This window comes from Janthinobacterium sp. BJB426 (assembly GCF_002735705.1).
Taxonomy (GTDB): domain Bacteria; phylum Pseudomonadota; class Gammaproteobacteria; order Burkholderiales; family Burkholderiaceae_D; genus Janthinobacterium.
This window is the reverse complement of sequence record NZ_PDZL01000002.1, coordinates 148,752-169,661: the sequence shown is the minus strand read 5'-3', so window position 1 is coordinate 169,661 and position 20,910 is coordinate 148,752. Positions and strand designations below refer to the sequence as shown.

Genomic DNA, 20,910 nt, shown 5'->3' with positions numbered 1-20,910 from the left:
GGGCTCCTTAGAATTGCATGGTGAGCGTGGCGCTGACGCCGTTTTCGCGGTAGTCTCCGCCGCGGTTGCTGGCGTGCCGTGTATGCCGTACGTCGATGCTGGCCGTCATGTTCGGCTGCAGGATGCGCGTGTAGCCAGCCGTCACGGTGATGTTGTTGTCGCGCCGGGGCGCGCTCAGCGAACGCACGCCGGCGTAGCCGGCATTGACATTCAGGCTGGTGCGGGAATTGGCTTGCCAGTTCCAGCCCACGTTGCCGCCGATCTGGCGCGTGCGGTCTTCGCTGCCGAACTCCACGCCGGGCAGCAAGCCGCTGTCGACGCCGCTGGCCGTTTGCGCCGTGCGGTCGACAGCCGTGACGCCGACGATCATCGTGCTTTTCGCCGTGGCGCGCGCCATCGTCAGTTTCAGCTGTTTTTGCAGGAAATAGCGGTGGCTGAAGTAATTGATGGCGCCCCGTTCCGGCCCCAGGCTGTTGGCGTAGCGCAGGAAGGCATCGATGCGCAGGCGCCGGTCGCGGGCATTCGGGAAGATGCCGCGCCATAATTGATCGAGCAGCCGGCCCGCATCGCGGTCGCCCAGGCGCGAAAACTGCGTCGGCATGGTGGTGATGTTTTCGCTGTAACTGAGTTGCCAGTTGGTATGGCGCTGCAGGAACGTGGCATCCAGGCTGTAGGTGGTGCCAAAGAAGCGCTTGCCCGTGCTGAAGGCCACGCTGGTGCGCGGCGACGGCGTCCACACGCCGCCCAGCGACCAGAAGCGGCCCGCCGGTGCCTTGCCGGAAGTCGAGATATAGCCTTCCTTTTCCATGCCGCCGCTGGCCGTGGCCGCCCATTTGCTGCTGAACGGATAGCGCAGGCCTACGCTGCTGCGCTGCATGCGCACGGGGGCCAGCTTGCTGTCCTGCGTGCGGCGCACGTCGTGGCTGGCGTTCCAGGTCCAGCCCTTGCCGCGCGGCTCGCCGCCGAGCAGTAATTCCAGCTCATCGCTGTGCATCGACAGCAGGTCGCCGCCGCTGTCGACCGTGTTGCGCGTGTAGCGCAGCTCGGCCGTGGCAAGGCCGCGGAAACGGTGGCGCAGGTAGGGGCTGATGCCGGTGGTGCGCACGGTGCTGGCATTGTCCGTGTCGGGCAGGTCGTCGATCAGTTGCGGGCCGAATGGCGAGACGTTGCGCCGGCTGACGCTGGCGTCCGCATCGATGAAGAACCAGTCCTTGAGCAGCTCGGCGTCGGCCGAGGCGTGCAGTTCGTGGTTGTCCGTGTCGGCACGCTGTCCGGACAGGTATTTGCGCCAGCTGTAATCGAGGTGCACGCGCAGGCGGGGACCTGTGCCGATGAGGGCGATGGCGGGCGCGATTTCCGTGATGAAGTCCGCTTGCGCCTGGCCGGGCGGCGCGCGCAAGGCATTGTCCGTATAGCTTTCGCGCAGGCGCAGCGACGGCTTCACCAGCCAGTCGACGGCGCCGGCCGGCAGGGGCATCAGCAGGGACAGCAACGGCAGCAGCGGCAGCGAAACCCGGCCGCTAATCGTAATAGCCATAGCCGTAGTAGTCGTTGCCGGGGAACGATTTGGTCTTGTTGTAGATCAAATGTATGTGTTCGCACGACTCGATCTGGCGCAGCGCTTCCTTGACGGCGTGCTGCGTCGTCGTTTCCGCCTCGACCACCATCACCACTTGCCCCATCTGCCCGACCAGCGCGTGCGCTTCGCTGGTGATCAGCAGGGGCGGCGAATCGAAGACGACGACGCGGTCGCCATAGCGGCTGGCAATTTCCGCCAGCAAGCGGCTCATGGCGCGGCTGGCCAGCAATTCCGTCGCGTGCTTGTTGCTGCGCCCGGCGGGCAGGATGCTCAGGTTGGCCACGTTGGTTTTCAGGATCACGTCGCCCATGGCCAGTTGCGGGTCGAGCAGCACGTCCATCAGCCCCGGCTCCGGTGCCAGGCCCAGCACTTTCAGCACGGACGGGCGCGCCACATCCGCGTCGACCAGCAGCACCGTGATATCCATTTCCATGGCGATGCTCATGGCCAGGTTGACGGCGCAATATGTCTTGCCTTCGCCCGGCATGGCGCTGGTGACGACGATCAGGTTGCCGTGGCGGATGGCCTCGGCGCCGCTGGCGCGGGCCTGGCGCAGCAGCGGGCGCTTGATGATGCGGAAATCCTCGGCCACCGAGCTGCGTCCGCCTTCCTGCGTGAGCATGCCCTGTTCGGCCAGACGGGCCAGGTTCAGCGGGCGGTATTGCGGCGACCTGGCCGCGTCAGCGCCATCCGCACCCGCCGCACCCGCCGCACCCGTCGCATCATAGGGCACGCCGGCCTCGGCCACACCCAGGATCGTGGGTTCCTGCTTGCCGCTGTCCTTGCTGCTCATCGTCGCTCCCCCCCGGATCTAGAATTTCAGCAGCGCGGCCGTCATGACCCCGCCGTACAGCACGAACAGGCTGCCCAGGCAGGCGCCAAAGCCGTAGCGGGCGCGGCGGCGGCGCACCTGCTGCAGCGCCGTCCAGTTCATCGATACCGTGCCCAGCACGTTCAAGCCCGTGGCGTCGCGCAGTTCGGCGGGGCTGAGGAAGGTGGGGCGTACCTGGCTGATGAGCAAGGCCGTGGCGACGCCGGCCACCAGGGCCGCGCCCAGCGCCGCACTGAACAGCAGCGGGCGGTTCGGGCCGACAGGCGCATATTGCACCGTGGGCGGATCGATGATCTTGAAGGCCATCATTTCGGTAGTGGAACTGAGCTCGCCCGACAGCTTGGCCGCTTCGCGCCGGCCGATCAGCTTTTCATAGTTTTCCTTGTTGATGACGTAGTCGCGGTTGAGCTGCGCAAGTTGCGATTCCACCTCGGGCACGGCATTGCTTTGCGCCAGCAGGCGATCGTTGCGCGCGCTGTATTCCTGCACGCGGGCCTTGATGGCGGCCACCTTGGCGTCCGCGTCCGTCAGCGCCACCTTCAGTTGCTGCAACATGGGGCTGTAGTTCTTGCCCGGGTCGCCGGAGGCCGCTTTCAGCTTGCTTTCCTCGATCTTGCGTTCTTCCAGCTGGGCCACCAGGCGCTTCGAGGCGATAATGTCGGGATGCAATTCCGTAAATTGCATGCGCAGGCTGTCGAGGTTCTTGTTGATCGAGGCGATGCGCTCGTCGAGTTCGGGATTCGTGATGGCCGCCGCGTTCGGCTCCAGGTCGAGCACGGGCTCGTCGCCCTCGATCTGGCTCTGGATGGCCTTGCGCGATTGTTCCGCCTCGACCAGTTCCAGCTTGGCATTGTTCAGGCTATCGGACGACATCAGCAGCTGGCTGCCATAGTCGATGCCCTGGCGCGGCAGCAGCAGGTTGTTGCGGATCTTGAATTCCTTCACCAGGTTTTCCGCCGCGCTCAGCTTGTCCTCGTAATTCCTGATCTGCTCGTCGATGAATTGCACGGCCTTTTGCGAATCGCCCTTTTTACCCTGGAAACTGCCTTCGACAAAGATGGTGAGCAGGCTTTGCACGACGTCGCGCACCAGCTTCGGGTCGCGCCCGCTGTAGCTGATGGTATAGATGTCATACGCGTTGGTGCCCGTGATCTTGATCCGGCTCATCAAGTCGTCCAGCTGGGCCTCGTGTTCGCGCGCGGTCTTCGAATCGAGGTCGAGGTCGACCATGCGCATGACGCGCTCCACGTTCGGGCGGCTGAGCAGGGTGCGGCTCATGATGGCCACTTGCTGTTCCGTGTTCGGCACGCTGGTCATGCCGGCCATCAGCGGCTTGAGGATGGTTTGCGTATCGACAAACACGCGCGCCGAGGTCTGGAAGTCGTCGGGCAGGGTAATCACCCGGATGAAGCCGGCGATGGCCACCAGCCACGCCACCAGCACCGCATGCCAGCGGTACTTCCAGATGCCTTTCAGGCTGGAAAGCAGTTGCTGTATCAATTGCTCCATGTCGCTTCCTTCGGATGACGGTGCTGCACGGTAGATGGCTTGGCGGCGCGGACAACGACGGCATCTTGCAAGAAATGCTTGCCTGTTGAGTAAGCAAAGTATAGGGCGGCTGTGAGGCAAGATTTCCCAAGATGATTGCTTCTTGATACGCCTCAAGGTTCTCTTGCCAAGTTTTAATAATCATAGGAAGTTCGCGGCCCAGGCTGGTTCTGCGGGGCCGGCCATGGATGCGCCATCGACTCGAAGAGGCTCCGCATGAATCCGTTTCGCCGTGCATTTGTCCGTAACACGCTGGGCCTGGCCATTGCCGCCGGCCTGCTGGGCGCCTGCCGCACGACCCATCCGCTGGCCCCTTCCGACGACAGCGCGCCCATGCACGACTACCTGATCGGACCGGGCGACTCCGTCAACATCATCGTCTGGCGCAATCCGGAAGTGTCGCTGACGGTGGCCGTGCGGCCCGATGGCAAGATCACCACGCCGCTGGTCGAGGATTTGCCCGCCAGCGGCAAGACGTCGACCCAGCTGGCGCGTGACATCGAGCAAGCCCTGGGCAAGTTCATCCAGCAGCCTGTGGTGACGGTCATCGTCACCAATTTCTCGGGCCCGTATGGCGAGCAGATCCGCGTCATCGGCGAGGCGGCCAAGCCGCAGGCGCTGCCGTACCGCCTGGGCATGTCGCTGATGGATGTGCTCATCGCCGTGGGCGGCATCACCGATTTCGCGGCAGGCAACAAGGCCAGCATCATCCGCATGCGCGAAGGCAACCAGCAGCAGCTGCGCGTGCGGCTCGACGATTTATTGAAAGACGGCGATATTTCCGCGAATGTCATGATGCGGCCGGGCGACGTGTTATTGATACCGGAAAGTTTTTTTTAATAGCGGCCTCGGCAATATCAAAACAGCATTTTTATTTGACATTTTGTACTTGCAGGCAAATTTCAGCATGCAATTTTGCTACTGAATAGCACATTTCTTCTGTTTTTTTTGCCTGGCGTGGGAACTTCTCCAGTTTTTTTCTTGTCACAAGGCATTGGCTTCAGTCCGTCTCGACGGCGGCCGATGAACGTGAGGACAAGATGAGCTTTGAAGATGAACCCATTATTTCCTTCGACACGCCCGGTACTTTCAGCGACCTGGTGGTGGGCGAGGGGCAGATCGACCCGGCCATGGAGCACGAGCTCGACCTGCAGCGCTTTCATATCCGCATGGCCAATTCGCGCGGCCGGCGCGAGGCGGCCAGTTTGCTGATCCGCAAGATGTACGGCTGGCGTGGCTATGCCGTCGATCCTGGCATCGCGCATGCCCTGAACAAGATCACGCTGTTTGCGGAAACGGCCGGCAGCACCGTCGGCACCATGACCCTGTGCCTCGACAATGACGAGACAGGCTTGCCCGCCGATGAAAACTTCCGCGACAAGCTCGACATCCTGCGCGAGCAGGGCCGCCGCCTGTGCGAACCGTCGCGCCTGGCCATCGACAAGGGCGTGAGCAAGCGCGTATTTGCGGCGCTGATTCATATCTCTTATATCTATGCCCACAATATTCACGGCTTTACGGATTACGTGATCGAAGTCAACCCGCGCCACGTGGTGTTTTACAAGCGCATGCTGGGATTCCAGGACTTCGGCGGCGAGCGCGAGTGCACGCGCGTGGGGGCGCCGGCTGTGCTGCTACGGCTGGACCTCGATTACATGGGGGCCCAGATCCGCAAATACGGTGGCCTGATGGAACAGCATGGGGGTGAACGGTCGTTTTACCCCTTTTTTTTTCCGACATGGGATGAGCCTGGCATTACGGATCGGCTGAGGCAGGGGCGCAACTGATGACTCATGGGTTTTTCAGCAGGAGCGCCTGCATGTAGCTGCCCGGAATTGCGTAAGTGATGCCGCTCGGTGCGCTGAGGGCCGCTTCCTTCAGGCCCTTGATGTACACCATGTTGACGATGCCGTAGACGAGACCGGTCTCGGGATCGAACAGGGGGCTGCCGCTGCTGCCCGGATACGCCGTCGCGTCCAGCTGGAACACGGTGTACGGCGCCTTTTGCAGCTGCGCCAGGCGCCGTACGTCGAGGCGCTGCGCATTTTCGCTGGGCATGACCACCGGCGTCAGCGATGACACGGTGGCGCGGTGCGTCACGTGGTGCAGCCCCAGCAAGGTACCCAGCGGAAACCCCGTAAACGCCATGGCCTGGCCTTCGCGCACCGTGGCCGCGTCGCCCAGCGCCAGGGCGGGCAGGGGCGCGCCCGCCAGTCGCAGCAAGGCCAGGTCGTGTTCCGTGTCCAGCGCCTGGACCTTGGCGGGGCGAAATTGCGCCACCTCGCCCTGGCCCGTGAGTATGCCGATGACTTCGTTCGGATTGGCGTCGAGCAGTTTCTGGATCACGTGGGCGCAAGTGAGCACGCTTAAGCCGTCGCCCGTCACGAAACCCGTGCCGATGAAATTCATCGGCGGCGTGCGCGTCTTTTGCAGGTTGCCCACGCCGACGATGGACGGTTTCACGCGCGCAATGGTGTGCGCCAGTGGCGCATCGGCGCGGCACGGCGCGCTGGCGAACAGCAAGGCAAGGCAGGACAGCAAGGCGGAGAGCAAGGCTTTCATGGCGGCGTACTTTCGACGGGAGGAGGTGGCACGGGCTGCAGCAGCGCGCACAGCAGCATCAGATAGCACAGCAGGGCGAGGCGCGGCACGTCAAGCAGGCTGTCGAACAGGCCGACGACGAGAAAACCCAGCAGCGCGGCGGCGCAAGCCAGCGCGCCCGGATCGCCCCGCGCGGCGCGGCGCAGCAGGCGCAGGCCGGCCAGGGTCAGCAGGGCCAGCAGGGACAGGGCGCCGCACCAGCCCGTTTCCACCAGCACATGCAGCGCCAGGTTCTTGATATGCCACGGCAAGTGATGGTGGTCGCTGCTGAAAAACCAGTAATTATTGGCCTGGGTAAAGCGTCCGTTGGCGATCAGCTCCTCGCCACCGGGCGCGCGCAAGCTGACATTGTCCACTTCGAGCACGGACGAGGTGGCCGTGCCGCTGGCCGCCAGTTCCAGCTGCACGGGCGGCCTCAGCAGCCAGCGGCCCGCACCCAGCCAGGCGCTGTCGAACGGCACGTCATAGTGTTGCCAGGCCTCCACCGGATTACCCGGTGCCGGAGGACGCAGACGCAGGGGGACAGGCACGCAGCCTTGCGCATACAGCAATTGCCGCTGGCACAGGCGCACCAGCAGCACGGGCATGGGTCCCGTCCTGCGCACGTCGAGCGACAGGGTGTAGCGCGTGGCCGGCTGCACGGGCACGCGTTGCAGCAGCCGCAGCAGTTCGCCATAGCCGGCGCCATAGCCGGGACTGGCCAGGCGCACATAGCGGTTTCCCAGGTTGCCGCCTTCTTCGGCATAGGCGATGCTGGCCGGCACCTCGCGCTGGGGATTGTGCCAGTAATAGGTGGCGGGAAAGCTGCCGCTGCCCATGCCGAACAGGCGGTCGCCCCAGTTGGGCGGCTGCATGGCCAGCGCTTGCCGCCAGTGACGCAAGCGGCCCTGCATGTCGAAGGCGGTGGTGGCGAAACGTTCGGTGGCGTAATAGCTGGCCGACACGGGGATGGCCAGCAGCAACAGGATGCCGGCCGCGCCCGCGAGGCTGAGGCTGGCCCGGTCCAGCCGCCACAGCGGCGGGCGCAAACGTCCGTTGCAGAGCATCAGCATGGCCAGCAGCACGACCAGGCCGGCCGGCAGCAGGGCCGGCGGTCCCGCCCAGTGCCAGCCTATCCAGGCGAGATTGCATGCCAGCATGGTCCACGCCATCATCGCCAGGCCCAGTCTGGCTGCCCCTTTTCCGCTCGTCTTACTCGGCCACAACGCGCCCGCCAGCAGCACGGCGGCCAGCAGGAACAAAAAATAGGGGCCTTTCAGCCAGCCTGCCGTGTGCTGGCCAATCGGCTCCGGCCACCAGGCGGCCAGCAAGCCTTGCAGGCACAGCGCGCACAGCAGGCTGGCCGGCGCCAGGCGCCATGGCAAGGGCCGCGCCGCCAGCACGAAGCTGGCCGCGAGCAGGACGACGGCGGCGATCAGGCCCCGGTAGCCTGCCAGGTTGAACATATATAGGAGCAGGGCGGTACCGAGGCCGGCCAGCAACAGCTTGAGTAAAAGTTTGCGCCAGGACGGCTGGCCGGGCGATTGCCGCGCCGCACCGGGCGCCGTCCGCAGGGCCTGCCAGAATACCGGCAGCATGGCCGCCGCCAGGGCCGCGTACAGGCCCCGTGAAAAGGTGGTGAACGCCGCGTGCAGGGCCAGGCCCAGCAGCAGCAAGGCCAGGGCCGCCTGCCAGCGGCCGCGCGCGTGCGCCAGCCACAGGCCGGCGAACGGCAAACTCAGGGCCAGGTAACCGTCCAGCGCGGCGCCGCCCGTGTGCATGGCGGAAAATGGCGCCGTGATGCGGTAATCGCTGGACAGGTTCAGCAGGCCGGGAAACACGGCCCGTTCCCACAGGGCAAACAGCGACACCATGGCCAGCCCGGCTAGCATGCCCGGCAACGCGTAGCGGCGCAAGGCGGCAGGGTCCGCGTCGCGCAGCAGCATCGGCAGCAGCAGCATGCTCCAGGCCCAGGCTTTACCGAGCCGCAAGCTGTTGTAGGGACTCAGATAATTGTCCCAGGCATTCAGGTCGAGGGGCGGCAGCGGCAGGACGCCGCGCAGCAGCGCCGCCAGCCAGGCCAGGCTGCACAGCAGCAAACAGGCGCGGGCAGCGGGCGACAGCCGCGCCGCTGCCGGCTGGCCTGACCCGCCCAGGCGCCAGTAACCGCAGGCCAGCGTCAGCAACAGCAGAACGTCGATTTCTTCGAGGAAAAACCAGCCCGTCCACGGCGCCAGATCCAGCACGGGCAGCAGGGCGGGCACGCAGAACAGCCAGCTGGCGGGACGCCAGCACAGCAGCAGGAAATACGCGGGCAGCAGGATGGCAAACAGCAGGCCGGGCCAGCCGTGGCCCAGCGGATAATGACGCAAGGCCGCCACGCAGGCCGCGCCCGCCAGCAGGGCCAGCGGCCGCGCCGCCACGCCGGGCATGGCCGCGTGCACAACCATGGCCTACAACTGGGTCAGCAGGGCCTGCGCTGCGGCCCGCTGGGGAAAGTCCTTGTTGGCGGCCAGCAGTTGTTCCAGTTGCTTGCGCGCGCCGCCCTTGTCGCCCGATTTCGCCAGGGCCGCACCCAGGTGGTACTGCACTTCGGGCGCTGCCGGCGCCAGGCCCGCCGCCTTGCGCAGCAGGGCCGTGGCGCGCTTGACGTCGCCTTGCTCCAGCACGATCCAGCCCAGGGTGTCGAGCACGGCGGGATTCTCGGGCGCCAGCTTCAGCGCCTGCTCGGCCGTGGCCTGCGCGCGCGGATCCTTTTCCTGCTGATACGCCCAAGCCAGGTCGTTCAAGGCCACCACGTTGCCCGCATCCCTGGCGACGACATACTGAAAATGCTCGATGGCGGCGCGGTATTGCTTGGCTGCCAGCCGGGTGCCCGCCAGATAGGTGCGCGTCGACAAGTCTTCCGGATGCGCTTTCAGCCAGGTGACCATGCGCGCCTCGGCTTCGCGCTCCTGTCCCGACGCCTGCAAGGCGCGATACAGCTGCACCTGCAAGGGGCCGATGGGGCTGATGCCGAAGGCGTGCTGGTACAGCTTGACGGCTTGCTGCGGCAGCTTTTGCTCCATCAGCACGTCGCCCTCGAGCTTGTAGCCGGCCGCCAGCTTCGGCTGCTGTTCCTGCACTTGCCGCGCCACGGCAAGTGCCTCGCGATGGCGATTCAGGGTCAGCAGCATCGCCACTTCCACCACGCGCGCTTCCAGCAGGGCCGGGTCAAGCGCTTGCGCCCGCTTGACGGCTTGCAGCGCATTATGCTGGTCGCCCAGCGCCAGGTGCAGGCTGGCGATGCGCATCTGCAAGGGCGCGGACGTCGTCTGTATGCTGGCCAGCTTGTTGTAGCTGTCGAGCGCGGCCAGTGCCTGTCCGGCGCTGTACTCCACTTGCGCGCGCAGGGCCAGCGCATCGGCGTCGCCCGGATGGCCCGCCTGCAAGGTGCGCGCCAGTTCCAGCGCCTTCTCGGGCGCGCCCGTCTTCAGGTAAAAGTTACTCAGCAGCAGGGCCGGCGCGACGCTGTCGGGATTGTCGCGGTGGGCGCGTTCGAGCCAGCGCCGCGCCTCGTCCGTCTTGCCCTCTGACGCGGCCAGCTTGGCCAGCGCCGCGCACAGGTCGGCATTTTTCGGCGCCTTCGCCAGCGCTTTTTCGAAGCGCTGTTTCGCCTGCACCGGCTTTTTCTCGACCAGGTCGATCTGCGCCAGGTTGTTCAGGGCGGGCAAATACACAGGGTCCATGCTCAGGGCTTGCTCGAAGCTGGCGCGCGCAGCCGGCACATCACGCAAGGCCAGGTAGACGCCGCCTTTCAGATTCAGCAGCACGGGATTCGTGCCTTTCTGCTGTTGCTCCATCACCTTGACGCTGGCCAGGGCCTTGTCGTTCTGCTTGTTGCGCAGCAAGGTCATCACCAGCATGGTGCCCGCTTGCGGCGTGCTCTTGTCGAGCATGCTGGCGCGTTCCAGTTCATTGATGGCGCGGCTGTTCTCGCCCATGCCCAGGCGGCTGATGCCCAGCGCCGCGTGCAGCCTGGCCGTGTCCGGCGCCAGGGTGCTGGCCTGTTCGAAATACGCCGTTGCCTTGTCGTACTGGCGCGCGCGCAAGTGGGCTTCGCCGGCCAGCGACAGCAATTCCACGTCTTCGGGAAAGGCGGCCAGCATCGGTTGCAGCAAGCCGATCGCCGCGTCGGTCTTGTTGCGCATCAATTCGATCGACGCCATCATCTTGACGGCATATAAATGCCGGGGATACACGGCCAGAAAGCGCCGCAGGTAGTTTTCCGCCTGCGGGGGCGAGCCGAGCGCCAGTTGCACGGCGCCGGCCAGCAGGATGGACGGCATGTGATCGGGCGCCGCCTTGAGCACCAGCTGCAAGCCTTGCAAGGCCGCTTTGTGCTTGCCCTGGCGAAAATCGAGCAGCGCCTGGGCTTGCAGCAAACCCAGGCTGTTGGGCGCCGACTTGCGCGCCGTGGCCAGCTGGGCGGCCGCTTCCAGGTAGCGGTTTTCCACGATGTCGAGGTTGGCCAGGTCGATGTGCGCCTGGGTATTGTCCGGTTTGATTTTGAGGATCTGCATGTAGGCGAGCCGTGCCGCGCCATTCATGCCTTGCAGGCGCAGCAGGTCGCCCTGCAGGCGCAATGCGTCGAGGTTGGCGGGCGCGCTTTTCAACGCTTGCGCCAGGAGCAGCTCGGCCGCCGTCACCTGCTGCTGCAGCACCGCCAGGCGTGCCAGGCCCAGCAAGGCTTCGACGTGGTCGGGATGGGCTTCGAGCAGGCGCGAGAACAGGGCGCGCGCCTCGTCCTGGCGGCCCTGGGCCAGCAAGGCGTCGCCGCGCAGGGCCAGCACGCTGGCGGGCTGCGCCGCATCGTCCGTGATCTCGGCCAGCACCTTGTCGAACTGGCCCAGCATCAGCCAGGCCTTGCCCAGCAATGGCAGCACTTGCTGCGAGGCCAGGCCCAGCGATTTGGCCTTGCGCAATTCTTTCTCGGCCGACAGCGCTTCGCCCGTGTCGATGTAGATGCTGCCCAGCAGCAGGCGCGCAGCCGCGTTGTCCGGCTCCTTTTGCAGCAGGTTCTTCAACTGGATGATGGCGGCCCGCGCTTCGCCTTTCTGGCGGTATTGCTGCGCATCGGCCAGCAGGGTCTCGCTGCTCTGCGTGCCGTGGCACGCCGTCAGCAGTGGCAGCAGCAGGGTGCAGCACAGCGCGGCGGCCGGCAAGCCAGGGAAAGGGCGGGACAGGGAACGGGCCATGGGAGTCTCCGGTAGCGGCGTGCATGAGGGATAGGCATGGCCTAGCTTAAAAAGATGGCCGCCGGTCTCCTTGATTGCGCTCAACAAGCCGCCGATTGTCAGCGCGCCTGCTGGCTGTCGCCCCGTGTTTCTTGTTCCCGCTCAAGAATGGCCAAACCGGCAACCGTAGAATTTCCCGGACGGCGCTGCTCGGGCCGCAACCCTTCGGAGCACAGGCATATGGACAGCAAAGTCGATAGCAAGGTAGATGGCAAGGCGGGCGTGGTGGCGGTGGTGGGACTCGGTTATGTGGGCTTGCAGCTGGCCGTGGCGTTCGGCATGCGCCAGCGCACGATCGGCTTTGACTTGTCGGCCCGCAAGGTGGAAAGCTACCGGCGCCACATCGACCCGACAGGCGAAGTCAGCCATGAACAGTTGCTGGCGGCGCAAGGGCTGAGCGTCGGTTGCGATCCGGCCGAGCTGCAACTGGCCGATTTTATCGTCGTGGCCGTGCCCACACCCGTCGACAGCGCGCACAATCCCGATTTCTCCGCCCTGGCCGGCGCCAGCGCGGCCGTCGGCCGCCACATGCGGCGCGGCGCCATCGTCATCTACGAGTCCACCGTGTATCCGGGCGCCACCGAAGAAATCTGCATCCCCCTCCTGGAACAGCATTCGGGCCTGCGCTGGAAGGAAGACTTTCATGTGGGCTTTTCACCCGAGCGCATCAACCCCGGCGACCGGGACCATACGCTGCACAGCATCCGCAAGGTGGTCTCGGGCGACGATGCCGCCACCCTGGACAAGGTGGCAGCGCTGTACGAAGGCGTGGTCGAGGCGGGCGTGCACCGGGCGTCGAGCATCAAGGTGGCCGAGGCGGCCAAGGTGATCGAAAACACGCAGCGCGACCTGAATATCGCGCTGATGAACGAGCTGGCCATCATCTTCGACCGCGTCGGCATCGACACGCTGGAAGTGCTGCAGGCGGCGGGCACGAAATGGAATTTCCTGCCGTTCCGCCCCGGACTGGTGGGCGGCCACTGCATCGGCGTCGACCCCTATTATCTGACGCACAAGGCGGAAATGCTGGGTTACCACCCGCACGTGATCCTGGCCGGACGCCGCATCAACGACGGCATGGCCAAGTTCGTGGCGGAAAAGACCATCAAGGAAATGGTGCGCGCGGGCTTTAAATTGAAAGGGGCGCACGTGAACGTGCTGGGCCTGACCTTCAAGGAAAATTGCCCCGACCTGCGCAACTCGAAAGTGGTCGACATGATCCACGAACTGCAATCGTACGGCGTGCAGGTGCATGTGCACGATCCCGTCGCCGATGGCCGCGAAGCGCTGGAAGAATACGGTCTATCGCTGGAAAGTTGGGAACAGCTGCCGCGCGCCGAGGCCATCATCAGCGCCGTCTCGCACCAGGCCCTGCTGGCCCGCCCGCTGGCCGATTTCCAGGCCAAGGTGCAGGAAAATGGCTGCTTCATCGACATCAAATCGCATTTCGACCCCCGTCCGCTGGAGGATGGCGGCTTGCACGTGTGGCGGCTGTGATGGCGGCCGATGCCTTCGATCGGGCGGCAAACACGGCGCAAGGCGCCGCCGCGGGCAGCCCGGCCCCCAGCGCCTACGCGCAAGCCTGCGCGCAACTGGCGCAAACGCCGCGGCGCTGGCTGGTGACGGGCGTGGCCGGCTTCATCGGTTCGCACCTGCTGGAAACCTTGCTGAAGCTGGGACAGGAAGTGCGTGGCCTGGACAATTTTCTGACGGGCCACCGGCACAACCTGGAACTGGTGCGCGCCAGCGTGGGCGAACAGGCGTGGCGGCGCTTCACCTTCATCGAAGGCGATATCCGCGACCCGCAAGCGTGCGCGTGGGCGTGCGGCGCACCGGTACAGGCCGCCAGCAACATTGACGGCGGCGAGGCCGGCAGTGAGACAGACGGTGAGGCAGGCAGTGAGACAGACGGTGAGAAAGATGGTGATGCAACTGCGGCTGATGGTAGCAGCTGCTCCAGCGGCAGCTTGGCCGGGCGCGGTCGTGCCGGTCCGGGCGGCCCCGTCGCCGGCCCCGCCGTCGATTATGTGCTGCACCAGGCGGCGCTCGGGTCCGTCTCGCGTTCGCTGGAAGACCCGCTGCTGTGCCACGCCGTCAATGTCAGCGGCTTCCACAACATGCTGGCCGCCGCGCGCGACGCGGGCGTGCAGCGCTTCGTATATGCGGCTTCCAGCGCCACGTATGGCGACCATCCGGCCTTGCCAAAAGTGGAACAGCACATCGGCGCGCCCCTGTCGCCGTATGCCCTAAGCAAGTATGTCAATGAACTGTATGCGCAAGTGTACGCGCGCTGCTACGCCGTGCAGACGGTGGGGTTGCGCTATTTCAATGTCTTCGGTCCGCGCCAGGACCCGCTGGGCGCCTATGCGGCCGTCATTCCCCGCTGGATCGCCGCCATGCTGGACAGGCAGGCCGTGCACATCCATGGCGATGGCGCCACCAGCCGCGACTTTTGCTTCGTGCACAATGCCGTGCAAGCGAATATCCTGGCCGCCACGTGTGCCGATCCGGCAGCCGTGAACCAGGTCTACAACGTGGCCGTCAACGCCCGCACCAGCCTGACGCAGCTGCACGCCACCATGCAGCAGATGCTGCTTGCCGCCCGCCCGCTGCACGTGCCGCAGCCTCCGCAATATGGCGAGTTTCGCGCCGGCGACGTGCGCCATTCGCAGGCCGACATCGCCAAGGCGGCCCGCTTGCTCGGTTATGCCCCCACACACGACCTGGCGCAAGGCTTGCGACAGACCATCGCCTGGTATGTGGTGCAGGCGGGCCGGGCTTGAGGGCGGGGCCGGCCAGGCGAGAGGCACGTGCCAGCCGGTCAGTTGGCCAGCTGTGAGGCAGATGCCGGTCGGCCAGTTGGCCAGTGAGAGAAACAGGCAGCCCAGGCCGAGGTACACGCTGGCCGGACACGCTGGCCGTGCGTGAGCGTTCAGTGTTGCACGGGCGGCGCTGTCGGCGTTGCTGACGTTGTTGATGACGCTGCCGGTGCGGGCGGCTCCGGTACGCCGTCGGTCTTGCTGCGAAGAATCCGGGGCGTGCCGCGGAAATCGGCCGTATGCAGGGTGACGGGACGGCGCCAGATGCGGGCGATATACGCCAGCACCTGTTCCGCCCGCTCCAGGTCGAGGCCGCGCCCGTCGCGCTGGTGATCGTGGCGGAGCACCAAGCTGCCGTCGTCGTTGAGCAGGGTGACGGCGATGCACGGCGCGCCATAGTTGTATTTGGGCGCCAGGATGGCTTCGCGGATGGCTTGCAAGTCGCGGCTGGCCAGACGCGTTTCGCCATCGCGGCGGCTTTCATGCACGAACAGGCCCAGGCGGTCGGCCAGTTCCCCGTCCAGATAGTTGCGTACAAAACTGCAGTCATCGTCGTCGCGGCAAATCTGGTGCGCCCGCGCCAGTCCTTCGCGCTCGATGATGTGTTCCCACATGCAAAAGCCCAGGTGATAGGGGTTGACGGCCAGCGCTTGCTGGTGCTCGCCCGCGTAGGGGCGCACCACGTCAGAGTGCGACTTGATGGCGGACAGATACAGGGCCGGCGGCAGGAAGTCGGCTTCGCGCAGCAGCCGCGCGTGCCAGTACGAGGCCCAGCCTTCGTTCATGATCTGGCAGGCGTACACGGGATAGAAGTAAAACGACTCTTCGCGCACGGCGAGGAAAATGTCGCGCTCCCAGTCAGCCAGCTCCGGCCCATATTGCGCGATGAACCACAGTAAATCGTATTCGGGCTGCGGCGGCAAGAGCGGGCGCTGCGTCACGCGTGCCCGTGCCGCCTCGTGCGCCGCCAGCGCGGCCGCTTCGCCGGGCAAGCGCCGGTAGCGTTGTGCAAAAAGATCGTCCACGGCGGTCCTTTCCTGCTTACGGGCCAGGCTCGCCGGCGCGGATGGTGCGGATGGTACGGATGGTGCGGATGGTGCGGAGTATGGCGGGCGGTGCAGCTCGGCGTGGATATCCACATGCTGCTCCAGCGCCAGTGCCGCGTCGAGCACGGCTTCCACCTGCTCCTGTCCGTGGCGTTGCAGCGCCATTTCCAGACGTTGCGCCCGCGCCGCGCTTTGTTCCAGGATGCGCTGGCCCGCCATGGCGCCGAAACGCAGGAACAGCGCATTGCGGCTGGCAAAGTCGGCGTGGCCCAGCACGTGCGCTGTGACGAGGGTGTTTTCGGCAACGGAATTGTGTTCGGCCATGTAGGCATGGCAAGGATCGCCGGGAAACATGACTTCGAACATATGCGAGTTGCCCATCTTTTGATGCACGAGCTGGTGGATATAGCGCACGCCGAACGACCAGTGGCGCATGCGCACTGGCAAGCCATAGATGGCGATCTCGGCCATGAAACTGTCCGGCACCAGTTCGAACTCGACGGGGGCGAACTCCAGCCCCAGTTCCCGCGCCAGCGCTTCGATGCGGGCCGCGTAACCGTCCAGGCCGGCTGTGTCAGCCTGCGTCATGGGACTTCCTCCGTATCGGCCGCCTCGTGCCGGAAAAAGGTGCGGATGGCTTCCCACACGTCGTCGGTCCTGCTGAGGATGCTGCTGTGCAAGGGCAAGCCGCGCCGTTCCTGCTCGGCGAACAAGCTGTGCATTTCCGTTTCCAGGCTGCGCGGCACGCCGGGGATGGTTTCCACATAGCCCATATAGTTGAGCAAGGCGGCCAGTTCGCCCAGGGCCTGGCTGGCAGCTCCCCGGTCTTCGCTGAAATTCTCGCCATCGGAGGCATAAAACAGGTAGGCGTTGTAGCGACCCGGCGCGTAGTGTTGCTGCAGCAGTTCGCGGCTCAGGCGAAAGGCGGTGGAAGCCATGGTGCCGCCCATGCCATTGACCAGGAAGAACTCGGCTTCGGAAAATTCCCAGGCCCGTGTCGTATGGGCGATAAAGCGCGTTTCCACGCGCGCATACCTGCGGCGCAAGCCTTGCAAGGCAAAGAAAAAGAAGGATTTGGCCAGCCTGCGCTCGGCCTGCGCCATGCTGGCCGACACGTCCAGCACGAAAAACACGACGGCGTTTGTGCTGGGCCGGGGCTGTGGCAGCACCTGGCGGTAACGCAAGTCATCATTGGTGAAGGGCACAGGCTGCGCTTGCAAGGCGCGTCGCTTGATCGCTTCCTTGACCGTGCGCCGCCGGTCCAGCCGGGAACGGGCGCCATGCCGGTCCAGGCCGCTACGCACGAGCCGCACGTCGTCGATGGCGCCCAGGTGGCGGGGTTTGAGGTGCGGCAATTCGAAGGCGTCCCACAGCCAGTCGAGTATGTCGTCGATGGGAAATTCGAGCAGCAGGCGCACGGCCCCCTCGCCATCGCCGCCTTCGCCTTGCGTTCCTGCCCCGCCCGTGGCGGCGGGCCGGGCCGGGCGCAGGATATCGCCAGGCTGGCCGTCTCCCTGGCCCGCGCCCACGCTGTTGCGCGCGGGCGCCAGGCGGAAATGCGCATGTTCGAGCAGGCGCATGGGCACTTGCACCGTGCGCTGCTGCGGCCCGCCGATCAGGTCAGGCGTGGCGACCAGGTCGGGCAAGTGCGCCTGCACGGCTTCGCGCACTTTCTGGTTGTGGCGCAGCCAGTCGCGCGCGCCGCGCGAGAACAGCGCGTACCACGGCCGGGCCAGGGCTGGCGCGGCGGAAGCGGGCGAGGTCGCGACGGCCATGGCTATTCCTGCGCCAGCAAGGTGGTCACGTAATTGAGCGCTTCACGCGCGCTGTGGGCGTCATAGCCATATTCGTCGACCAGGCGCTGCTCGACGGCGGAGATCCTCGCCCGCACGTCGTCATCGGGACGCTTGGCCGAGCCGACGAGGCGCAGCACGTCGCGCCGCTGCTCGAACAGATATTGCTGGATGGCGTCGTGCAGTTGCGCATGGCTGCCCAGGCCAAACGCCTCGCCCCGTTTGAAGGCGCTCATGGCCTTGCGTACCACTTCTTGCCGGAACGATTGCTTGCCCGAGTCGCTGATGTGGATTTTTTCTTCCACGGCGCGCAGGAAGCGCTCATCGGGACGGCGTTCTTCGCTGGTGATGGGATCGCGGATCTGACGGTTGTCGAGCATGGCTTCGACTTCATCGAGGTATTTGTTCAGCAAGTCTTGAGCTTCTTGCTCGAACGACACGAACAGGGCCTTGTGCACGTCGGCCTTGACCCAGCGGTTATAGAAATCCTTGCGCGTGAGCACCAGGTAATCGACCCACTTGCGCTTGCGCCGCGGTTCGATGCGCGCATCGTTCTCGATGCCGTCCTTCAGGGCCAGCAGCACGTCCATGGTGGACAGGCTGTTGCGCTGTGCGGAAATGATGGCGTGCGACAGGGCATTGATGACGAAACGGGGCGACACGCCCGACAGGCCCTCGTCGGGCGATTTGTCGCGCTCGCGCATGCGGCGGATGTCGGCCGGCTGCAAGTCGTCCACATCTTCGTTGGCGTAGATGCGCAGTTTCTTGACCAGTTCGGCTTCCTTGTCGTCGCCCTCTGGCAAGCGGCTGAGGATGGCAAACACGGCCGCCGCATGCAGCACGTGGGGATCGAGGTGCACGTCGCGGAAGGCGGGGGCGGCAGCCAGGATCAGCTTGCGGTAAATGCGCGCCTCCTCGCGGTAGTTGAGCGTATAGGGCACTTGCACGATGACCATGCGGTCGAGCAAGGCCTCGTTTTCGCTTTCTTGCAGAAATTTGCGAAATTCGGCCAGATTCGTGTGGGCGAGGATGGTTTCATCGAGGTAAATCAGGGGGAAACGCGACACCTTGACATTCTTTTCCTGTGTCAGGGTGAGGAGTAAATAGAGGAATTCCCGCTTCACCTTGAGGATTTCGATCATTTCCAGCATGCCGCGGCTGGCCGCATACACGGCGCCGGACCACGACCAGGCGCGCGGATCGCCCTCGTCGCCGTATTGCGCCACTTTCGACAGGTCGACGGAGCCGACCAGGTCGGCCAGGTCGGCGGTGGTGGGATCGTGCGGCGCATATGTGCCGATGCCGCAACGGCCCGCTTCCGACAGGTGGATGCGCTCGACGGGCATGCGCAGGAAGTCGCCACCGTACTGTTCTTCCAGGCGGGCGCGGCAATGGGGGCACAGTTCGCCCTGCAGCTCGGCGTCATAGCTGGCGCGAAAGTCGGCGCGCATGCTGTGCGGCACCAGATGCAGCGGCGATTCGTGCACGGGACAGCCGGCGATGCCGTACAGCGCGCCTTCGCTGCTGTGGCTGTATTCTTCCAGCCCCCGCTTGAGCAGGATCACCATGGTCGACTTGCCGCCCGATGGCGGGCCCAGCAACAGCAACATGCGCCGGCCCACTTCCGAGCCGGCGGCGGCAGCCTTGAAGTAGGCGGCGACCCGGTCGATCGCCTCGTCGATGCCGAACAGCTCGTCGTCGAACAGGTGGCAGCGGAAGCGCCCGTTGTCATCCGTATGGCCATTCCAGCGCATCATGTCCCACAGGTACTGGTGCGCGCTGCGCGTCAGCAGGGCGGCGCGGCCGGGCAGGATTTGCTCGATGAAGTCGGCAAAACTGCCGCGCCAGGGGCTGATGCGGTGCTTTGCCGCCCAGGCCGCCATGCCGTGCACAAAATCCGCATGCTGGCCTGCCTGCTCGCCCGCGGGCGCGTCGTCGTGGCGTGTCATATCAGGGCTCGTCATTGTTTCCCCATCCATACCATTGCTGCCGTGGAGCAGGCCCAGTGCCAGCCTGTCGGCCAAGTATACGGCGGCGCCTCTGCCCGCACGCCTGATCTCGCTCAACCTTGGCGAGGGAACTATTTTTGCACTCGTTGCCGCCATGGGGGCCGGGTCGCCATGCGTGGGCGCGGTTCAATCCAGATCAATACCGGCCCGCGCGGCCCGTCCACACTGGTGGCTTGCGGCGACCCACGAGGAGAACATGATGATAGGCAACGAGAATGGTTTCAGCGCCCCGCCCGGTAGCAGCGGCAGGGGACAAAGCGCGGACGATGAAGAGGCCATCGGCCAATTTTCCGTCCCGGGCGAAGATGACAATACGATCGAGAGCGCGTCCGTCGCGGAGGTGCCCGACGCCCTGAGCGGCGTCAGTATGGAATTGCTGGAAATCAAGCGCAGCATCGAAGACGGCATGCGGCAAAGCATTTCGCAGGCGGGCGGCGTGCGCGCGGCCGACGCCTTCAGCGACGGCGGCAATATCCAGGGCGTGTCCATCGGCCTGGGCGAGGGCGCCAGCGACAGTTCGTCCGGCGAGCCGGGCTTGCCGGCCTTGACCCTGTACGTGGCCGAGCCCACTTCCGTCGACCGCGCCAAGGCCGCCATCGTGGGGGCCATGGGCGTGCGCGCCGTGGCCAGCGACAGGGTGCCCGTCAACATCGTCGTCACGGGCGTGATCGATGCGCAACCGCACCGTTTCCGCTTGCGCCCGGCGCCGGGCGGCGTGTCGGTCGGGCATTTCCGCATTACGGCCGGCACCATCGGCTGCCTGGCCGTGGGGCGCAGCGCGCCGCGCAACAGCCGTTTGATGATACTTAGCAATAATCACGTGCTGGCCAATTCCAACGGTGGCGTGTTCAACGACTGCATCGTGCAGCCTGGCCCCATCGACGGCGGCCGCTGCCCGCAAGACCAGGTGGCCGTGCTCGAGCGCTTCGTGCCCATCAATTTCAGCGGCGGCGTCAACTTCGTCGATTGCGCCACCGGCTGGGCCTGGCCAGACCGCGTGCGTCCCGAACTGGTCTACCTGAGCGGCGGCGTGCCGGCGTACTTCCGCATCAGCAGTGCGCTGGTGGCACCCGCGCTGGGCATGATGGTCGGCAAGTCCGGCCGCACGATGCAATTGACGCAGGGCCGCATCACGGGCCTGGGCGCCACCATCAACGTCAATTACGGCAGCGGCAGGATCGCGCTGTTCCAGGATCAGATCGCCATCACGGGCGTGAGCGGCGCGTTCAGCGCGGGCGGCGATTCCGGCTCGTCCATCTGGACCTGGAACCAGCAGCGCAATCCCGTCGGCCTGCTGTTTGCCGGCGGCGGCAATATCACGTTTGCCAACCAGATGCGGCGGGTGGTGGCGGCGCTCGATATCAATTTGTATACCTGAGCACGCTTTCAAGACCTGGCGGGGCGCCTTGCATATCGCTGCCTTTTGCA

At 65.4% G+C, this 20,910-nt stretch carries 14 protein-coding genes; 5 read left to right on the top strand and 9 right to left on the bottom strand.

Annotated features, from left to right (window positions below; all coding sequences use genetic code 11):
- Nucleotides 1-7: 7 nt before the first annotated feature.
- Genes CSQ93_RS03780 through CSQ93_RS03770 form a run of 3 tightly spaced genes read right to left on the bottom strand, consistent with a single transcriptional unit; the run spans nt 8 to nt 3,920 of the window.
- The gene (locus CSQ93_RS03780; protein WP_099376828.1) at nt 8-1,537 is read right to left on the bottom strand and encodes a TIGR03016 family PEP-CTERM system-associated outer membrane protein; all 1,530 of its coding nucleotides are present in this window, start codon (nt 1,535-1,537) and stop codon (nt 8-10) included.
- A complete protein-coding gene (locus CSQ93_RS03775) occupies nt 1,521-2,372 on the bottom strand; it encodes an XrtA-associated tyrosine autokinase (RefSeq protein WP_099376827.1) in 852 nt (283 codons plus the stop codon). The genes CSQ93_RS03780 and CSQ93_RS03775 overlap by 17 nt, the downstream gene beginning before the upstream one ends.
- A gap of 18 nt (nt 2,373-2,390) precedes the next feature.
- Nucleotides 2,391-3,920, bottom strand: a complete 1,530-nt coding sequence (locus CSQ93_RS03770; RefSeq protein WP_099376826.1) for an XrtA system polysaccharide chain length determinant — start codon at nt 3,918-3,920, stop codon at nt 2,391-2,393.
- Nucleotides 3,921-4,175: 255 nt separating this feature from the next.
- On the opposite strand from CSQ93_RS03770, the gene CSQ93_RS03765 reads away from it, so the two are divergent.
- Together CSQ93_RS03765 and CSQ93_RS03760 are read left to right on the top strand one after the other, a co-directional pair.
- A complete protein-coding gene (locus CSQ93_RS03765; protein ID WP_099376825.1) occupies nt 4,176-4,799 on the top strand; it encodes an XrtA/PEP-CTERM system exopolysaccharide export protein in 624 nt (207 codons plus the stop codon).
- A 200-nt stretch (nt 4,800-4,999) separates the two neighbouring features.
- Nucleotides 5,000-5,746 carry an N-acyl amino acid synthase FeeM domain-containing protein gene (locus CSQ93_RS03760; protein ID WP_099376824.1) on the top strand — a complete coding sequence of 249 codons (747 nt, stop codon included), beginning with the start codon at nt 5,000-5,002 and terminating at the stop codon, nt 5,744-5,746.
- A gap of 4 nt (nt 5,747-5,750) precedes the next feature.
- On the opposite strand, the gene CSQ93_RS03755 is transcribed toward CSQ93_RS03760, so the two are convergent.
- The 3 genes from CSQ93_RS03755 to prsT are packed head-to-tail and all read right to left on the bottom strand — an operon-like array spanning nt 5,751 to nt 11,776.
- Nucleotides 5,751-6,521: a S1 family peptidase gene (locus CSQ93_RS03755; RefSeq protein WP_099376823.1), complete on the bottom strand. Its 771-nt coding sequence runs from the start codon at nt 6,519-6,521 to the stop codon at nt 5,751-5,753.
- A complete protein-coding gene (locus CSQ93_RS03750; RefSeq protein WP_099376822.1) occupies nt 6,518-8,989 on the bottom strand; it encodes a hypothetical protein in 2,472 nt (823 codons plus the stop codon). Before CSQ93_RS03750 ends, CSQ93_RS03755 begins: the two co-directional genes overlap by 4 nt.
- A 3-nt stretch (nt 8,990-8,992) precedes the next feature.
- Entirely contained in the window at nt 8,993-11,776 is a 2,784-nt protein-coding gene (gene prsT / locus CSQ93_RS03745; protein ID WP_099376821.1) for an XrtA/PEP-CTERM system TPR-repeat protein PrsT, read from the bottom strand.
- Nucleotides 11,777-11,995: 219 nt separating this feature from the next.
- Here prsT and CSQ93_RS03740 point away from each other — a divergent pair, with 219 nt between their 5' ends.
- Both CSQ93_RS03740 and CSQ93_RS03735 read left to right on the top strand, forming a co-directional pair.
- Nucleotides 11,996-13,312, top strand: a complete 1,317-nt coding sequence (locus CSQ93_RS03740) for a nucleotide sugar dehydrogenase (RefSeq protein WP_099376820.1) — start codon at nt 11,996-11,998, stop codon at nt 13,310-13,312.
- Nucleotides 13,312-14,598 carry an SDR family oxidoreductase gene (locus CSQ93_RS03735; RefSeq protein ID WP_099376819.1) on the top strand — a complete coding sequence of 429 codons (1,287 nt, stop codon included), beginning with the start codon at nt 13,312-13,314 and terminating at the stop codon, nt 14,596-14,598. The genes CSQ93_RS03740 and CSQ93_RS03735 overlap by 1 nt, the downstream gene beginning before the upstream one ends.
- A gap of 149 nt (nt 14,599-14,747) precedes the next feature.
- Here CSQ93_RS03735 and CSQ93_RS03730 read toward each other — a convergent pair whose 3' ends face one another.
- From CSQ93_RS03730 to CSQ93_RS03720, 3 genes are read right to left on the bottom strand one after another with little or no spacing between them, the layout of a single operon-like run.
- A complete protein-coding gene (locus CSQ93_RS03730) occupies nt 14,748-16,268 on the bottom strand; it encodes a SpoVR family protein (RefSeq protein ID WP_099376818.1) in 1,521 nt (506 codons plus the stop codon).
- A complete protein-coding gene (locus CSQ93_RS03725) occupies nt 16,265-17,455 on the bottom strand; it encodes a DUF444 family protein (protein ID WP_099376817.1) in 1,191 nt (396 codons plus the stop codon). Before CSQ93_RS03725 ends, CSQ93_RS03730 begins: the two co-directional genes overlap by 4 nt.
- A gap of 2 nt (nt 17,456-17,457) precedes the next feature.
- Complete coding sequence (locus CSQ93_RS03720) at nt 17,458-19,422, bottom strand: serine protein kinase (RefSeq protein WP_099376816.1); 1,965 nt, start codon at nt 19,420-19,422, stop codon at nt 17,458-17,460.
- A 256-nt stretch (nt 19,423-19,678) separates the two neighbouring features.
- Here CSQ93_RS03720 and CSQ93_RS03715 point away from each other — a divergent pair, with 256 nt between their 5' ends.
- Complete coding sequence (locus CSQ93_RS03715) at nt 19,679-20,860, top strand: S1 family peptidase (protein WP_233516028.1); 1,182 nt, start codon at nt 19,679-19,681, stop codon at nt 20,858-20,860.
- The last annotated feature ends 50 nt before the right edge of the window (nt 20,861-20,910 follow it).

Coding starts and splice junctions, on each gene's coding strand:
- CSQ93_RS03775 (WP_099376827.1), bottom strand. CDS start 2,372: ATGAGCAGCAAGGACAGCGGCAAGCAGGAACCCACGATCCTGGGTGTG.
- CSQ93_RS03780 (WP_099376828.1), bottom strand. CDS start 1,537: ATGGCTATTACGATTAGCGGCCGGGTTTCGCTGCCGCTGCTGCCGTTG.
- prsT (WP_099376821.1), bottom strand. CDS start 11,776: ATGGCCCGTTCCCTGTCCCGCCCTTTCCCTGGCTTGCCGGCCGCCGCG.
- CSQ93_RS03735 (WP_099376819.1), top strand. CDS start 13,312: ATGGCGGCCGATGCCTTCGATCGGGCGGCAAACACGGCGCAAGGCGCC.
- CSQ93_RS03765 (WP_099376825.1), top strand. CDS start 4,176: ATGAATCCGTTTCGCCGTGCATTTGTCCGTAACACGCTGGGCCTGGCC.
- CSQ93_RS03755 (WP_099376823.1), bottom strand. CDS start 6,521: ATGAAAGCCTTGCTCTCCGCCTTGCTGTCCTGCCTTGCCTTGCTGTTC.
- CSQ93_RS03720 (WP_099376816.1), bottom strand. CDS start 19,422: ATGACACGCCACGACGACGCGCCCGCGGGCGAGCAGGCAGGCCAGCAT.
- CSQ93_RS03760 (WP_099376824.1), top strand. CDS start 5,000: ATGAGCTTTGAAGATGAACCCATTATTTCCTTCGACACGCCCGGTACT.
- CSQ93_RS03725 (WP_099376817.1), bottom strand. CDS start 17,455: ATGGCCGTCGCGACCTCGCCCGCTTCCGCCGCGCCAGCCCTGGCCCGG.
- CSQ93_RS03750 (WP_099376822.1), bottom strand. CDS start 8,989: ATGGTTGTGCACGCGGCCATGCCCGGCGTGGCGGCGCGGCCGCTGGCC.
- CSQ93_RS03770 (WP_099376826.1), bottom strand. CDS start 3,920: ATGGAGCAATTGATACAGCAACTGCTTTCCAGCCTGAAAGGCATCTGG.
- CSQ93_RS03730 (WP_099376818.1), bottom strand. CDS start 16,268: ATGACGCAGGCTGACACAGCCGGCCTGGACGGTTACGCGGCCCGCATC.
- CSQ93_RS03740 (WP_099376820.1), top strand. CDS start 11,996: ATGGACAGCAAAGTCGATAGCAAGGTAGATGGCAAGGCGGGCGTGGTG.
- CSQ93_RS03715 (WP_233516028.1), top strand. CDS start 19,679: ATGATGATAGGCAACGAGAATGGTTTCAGCGCCCCGCCCGGTAGCAGC.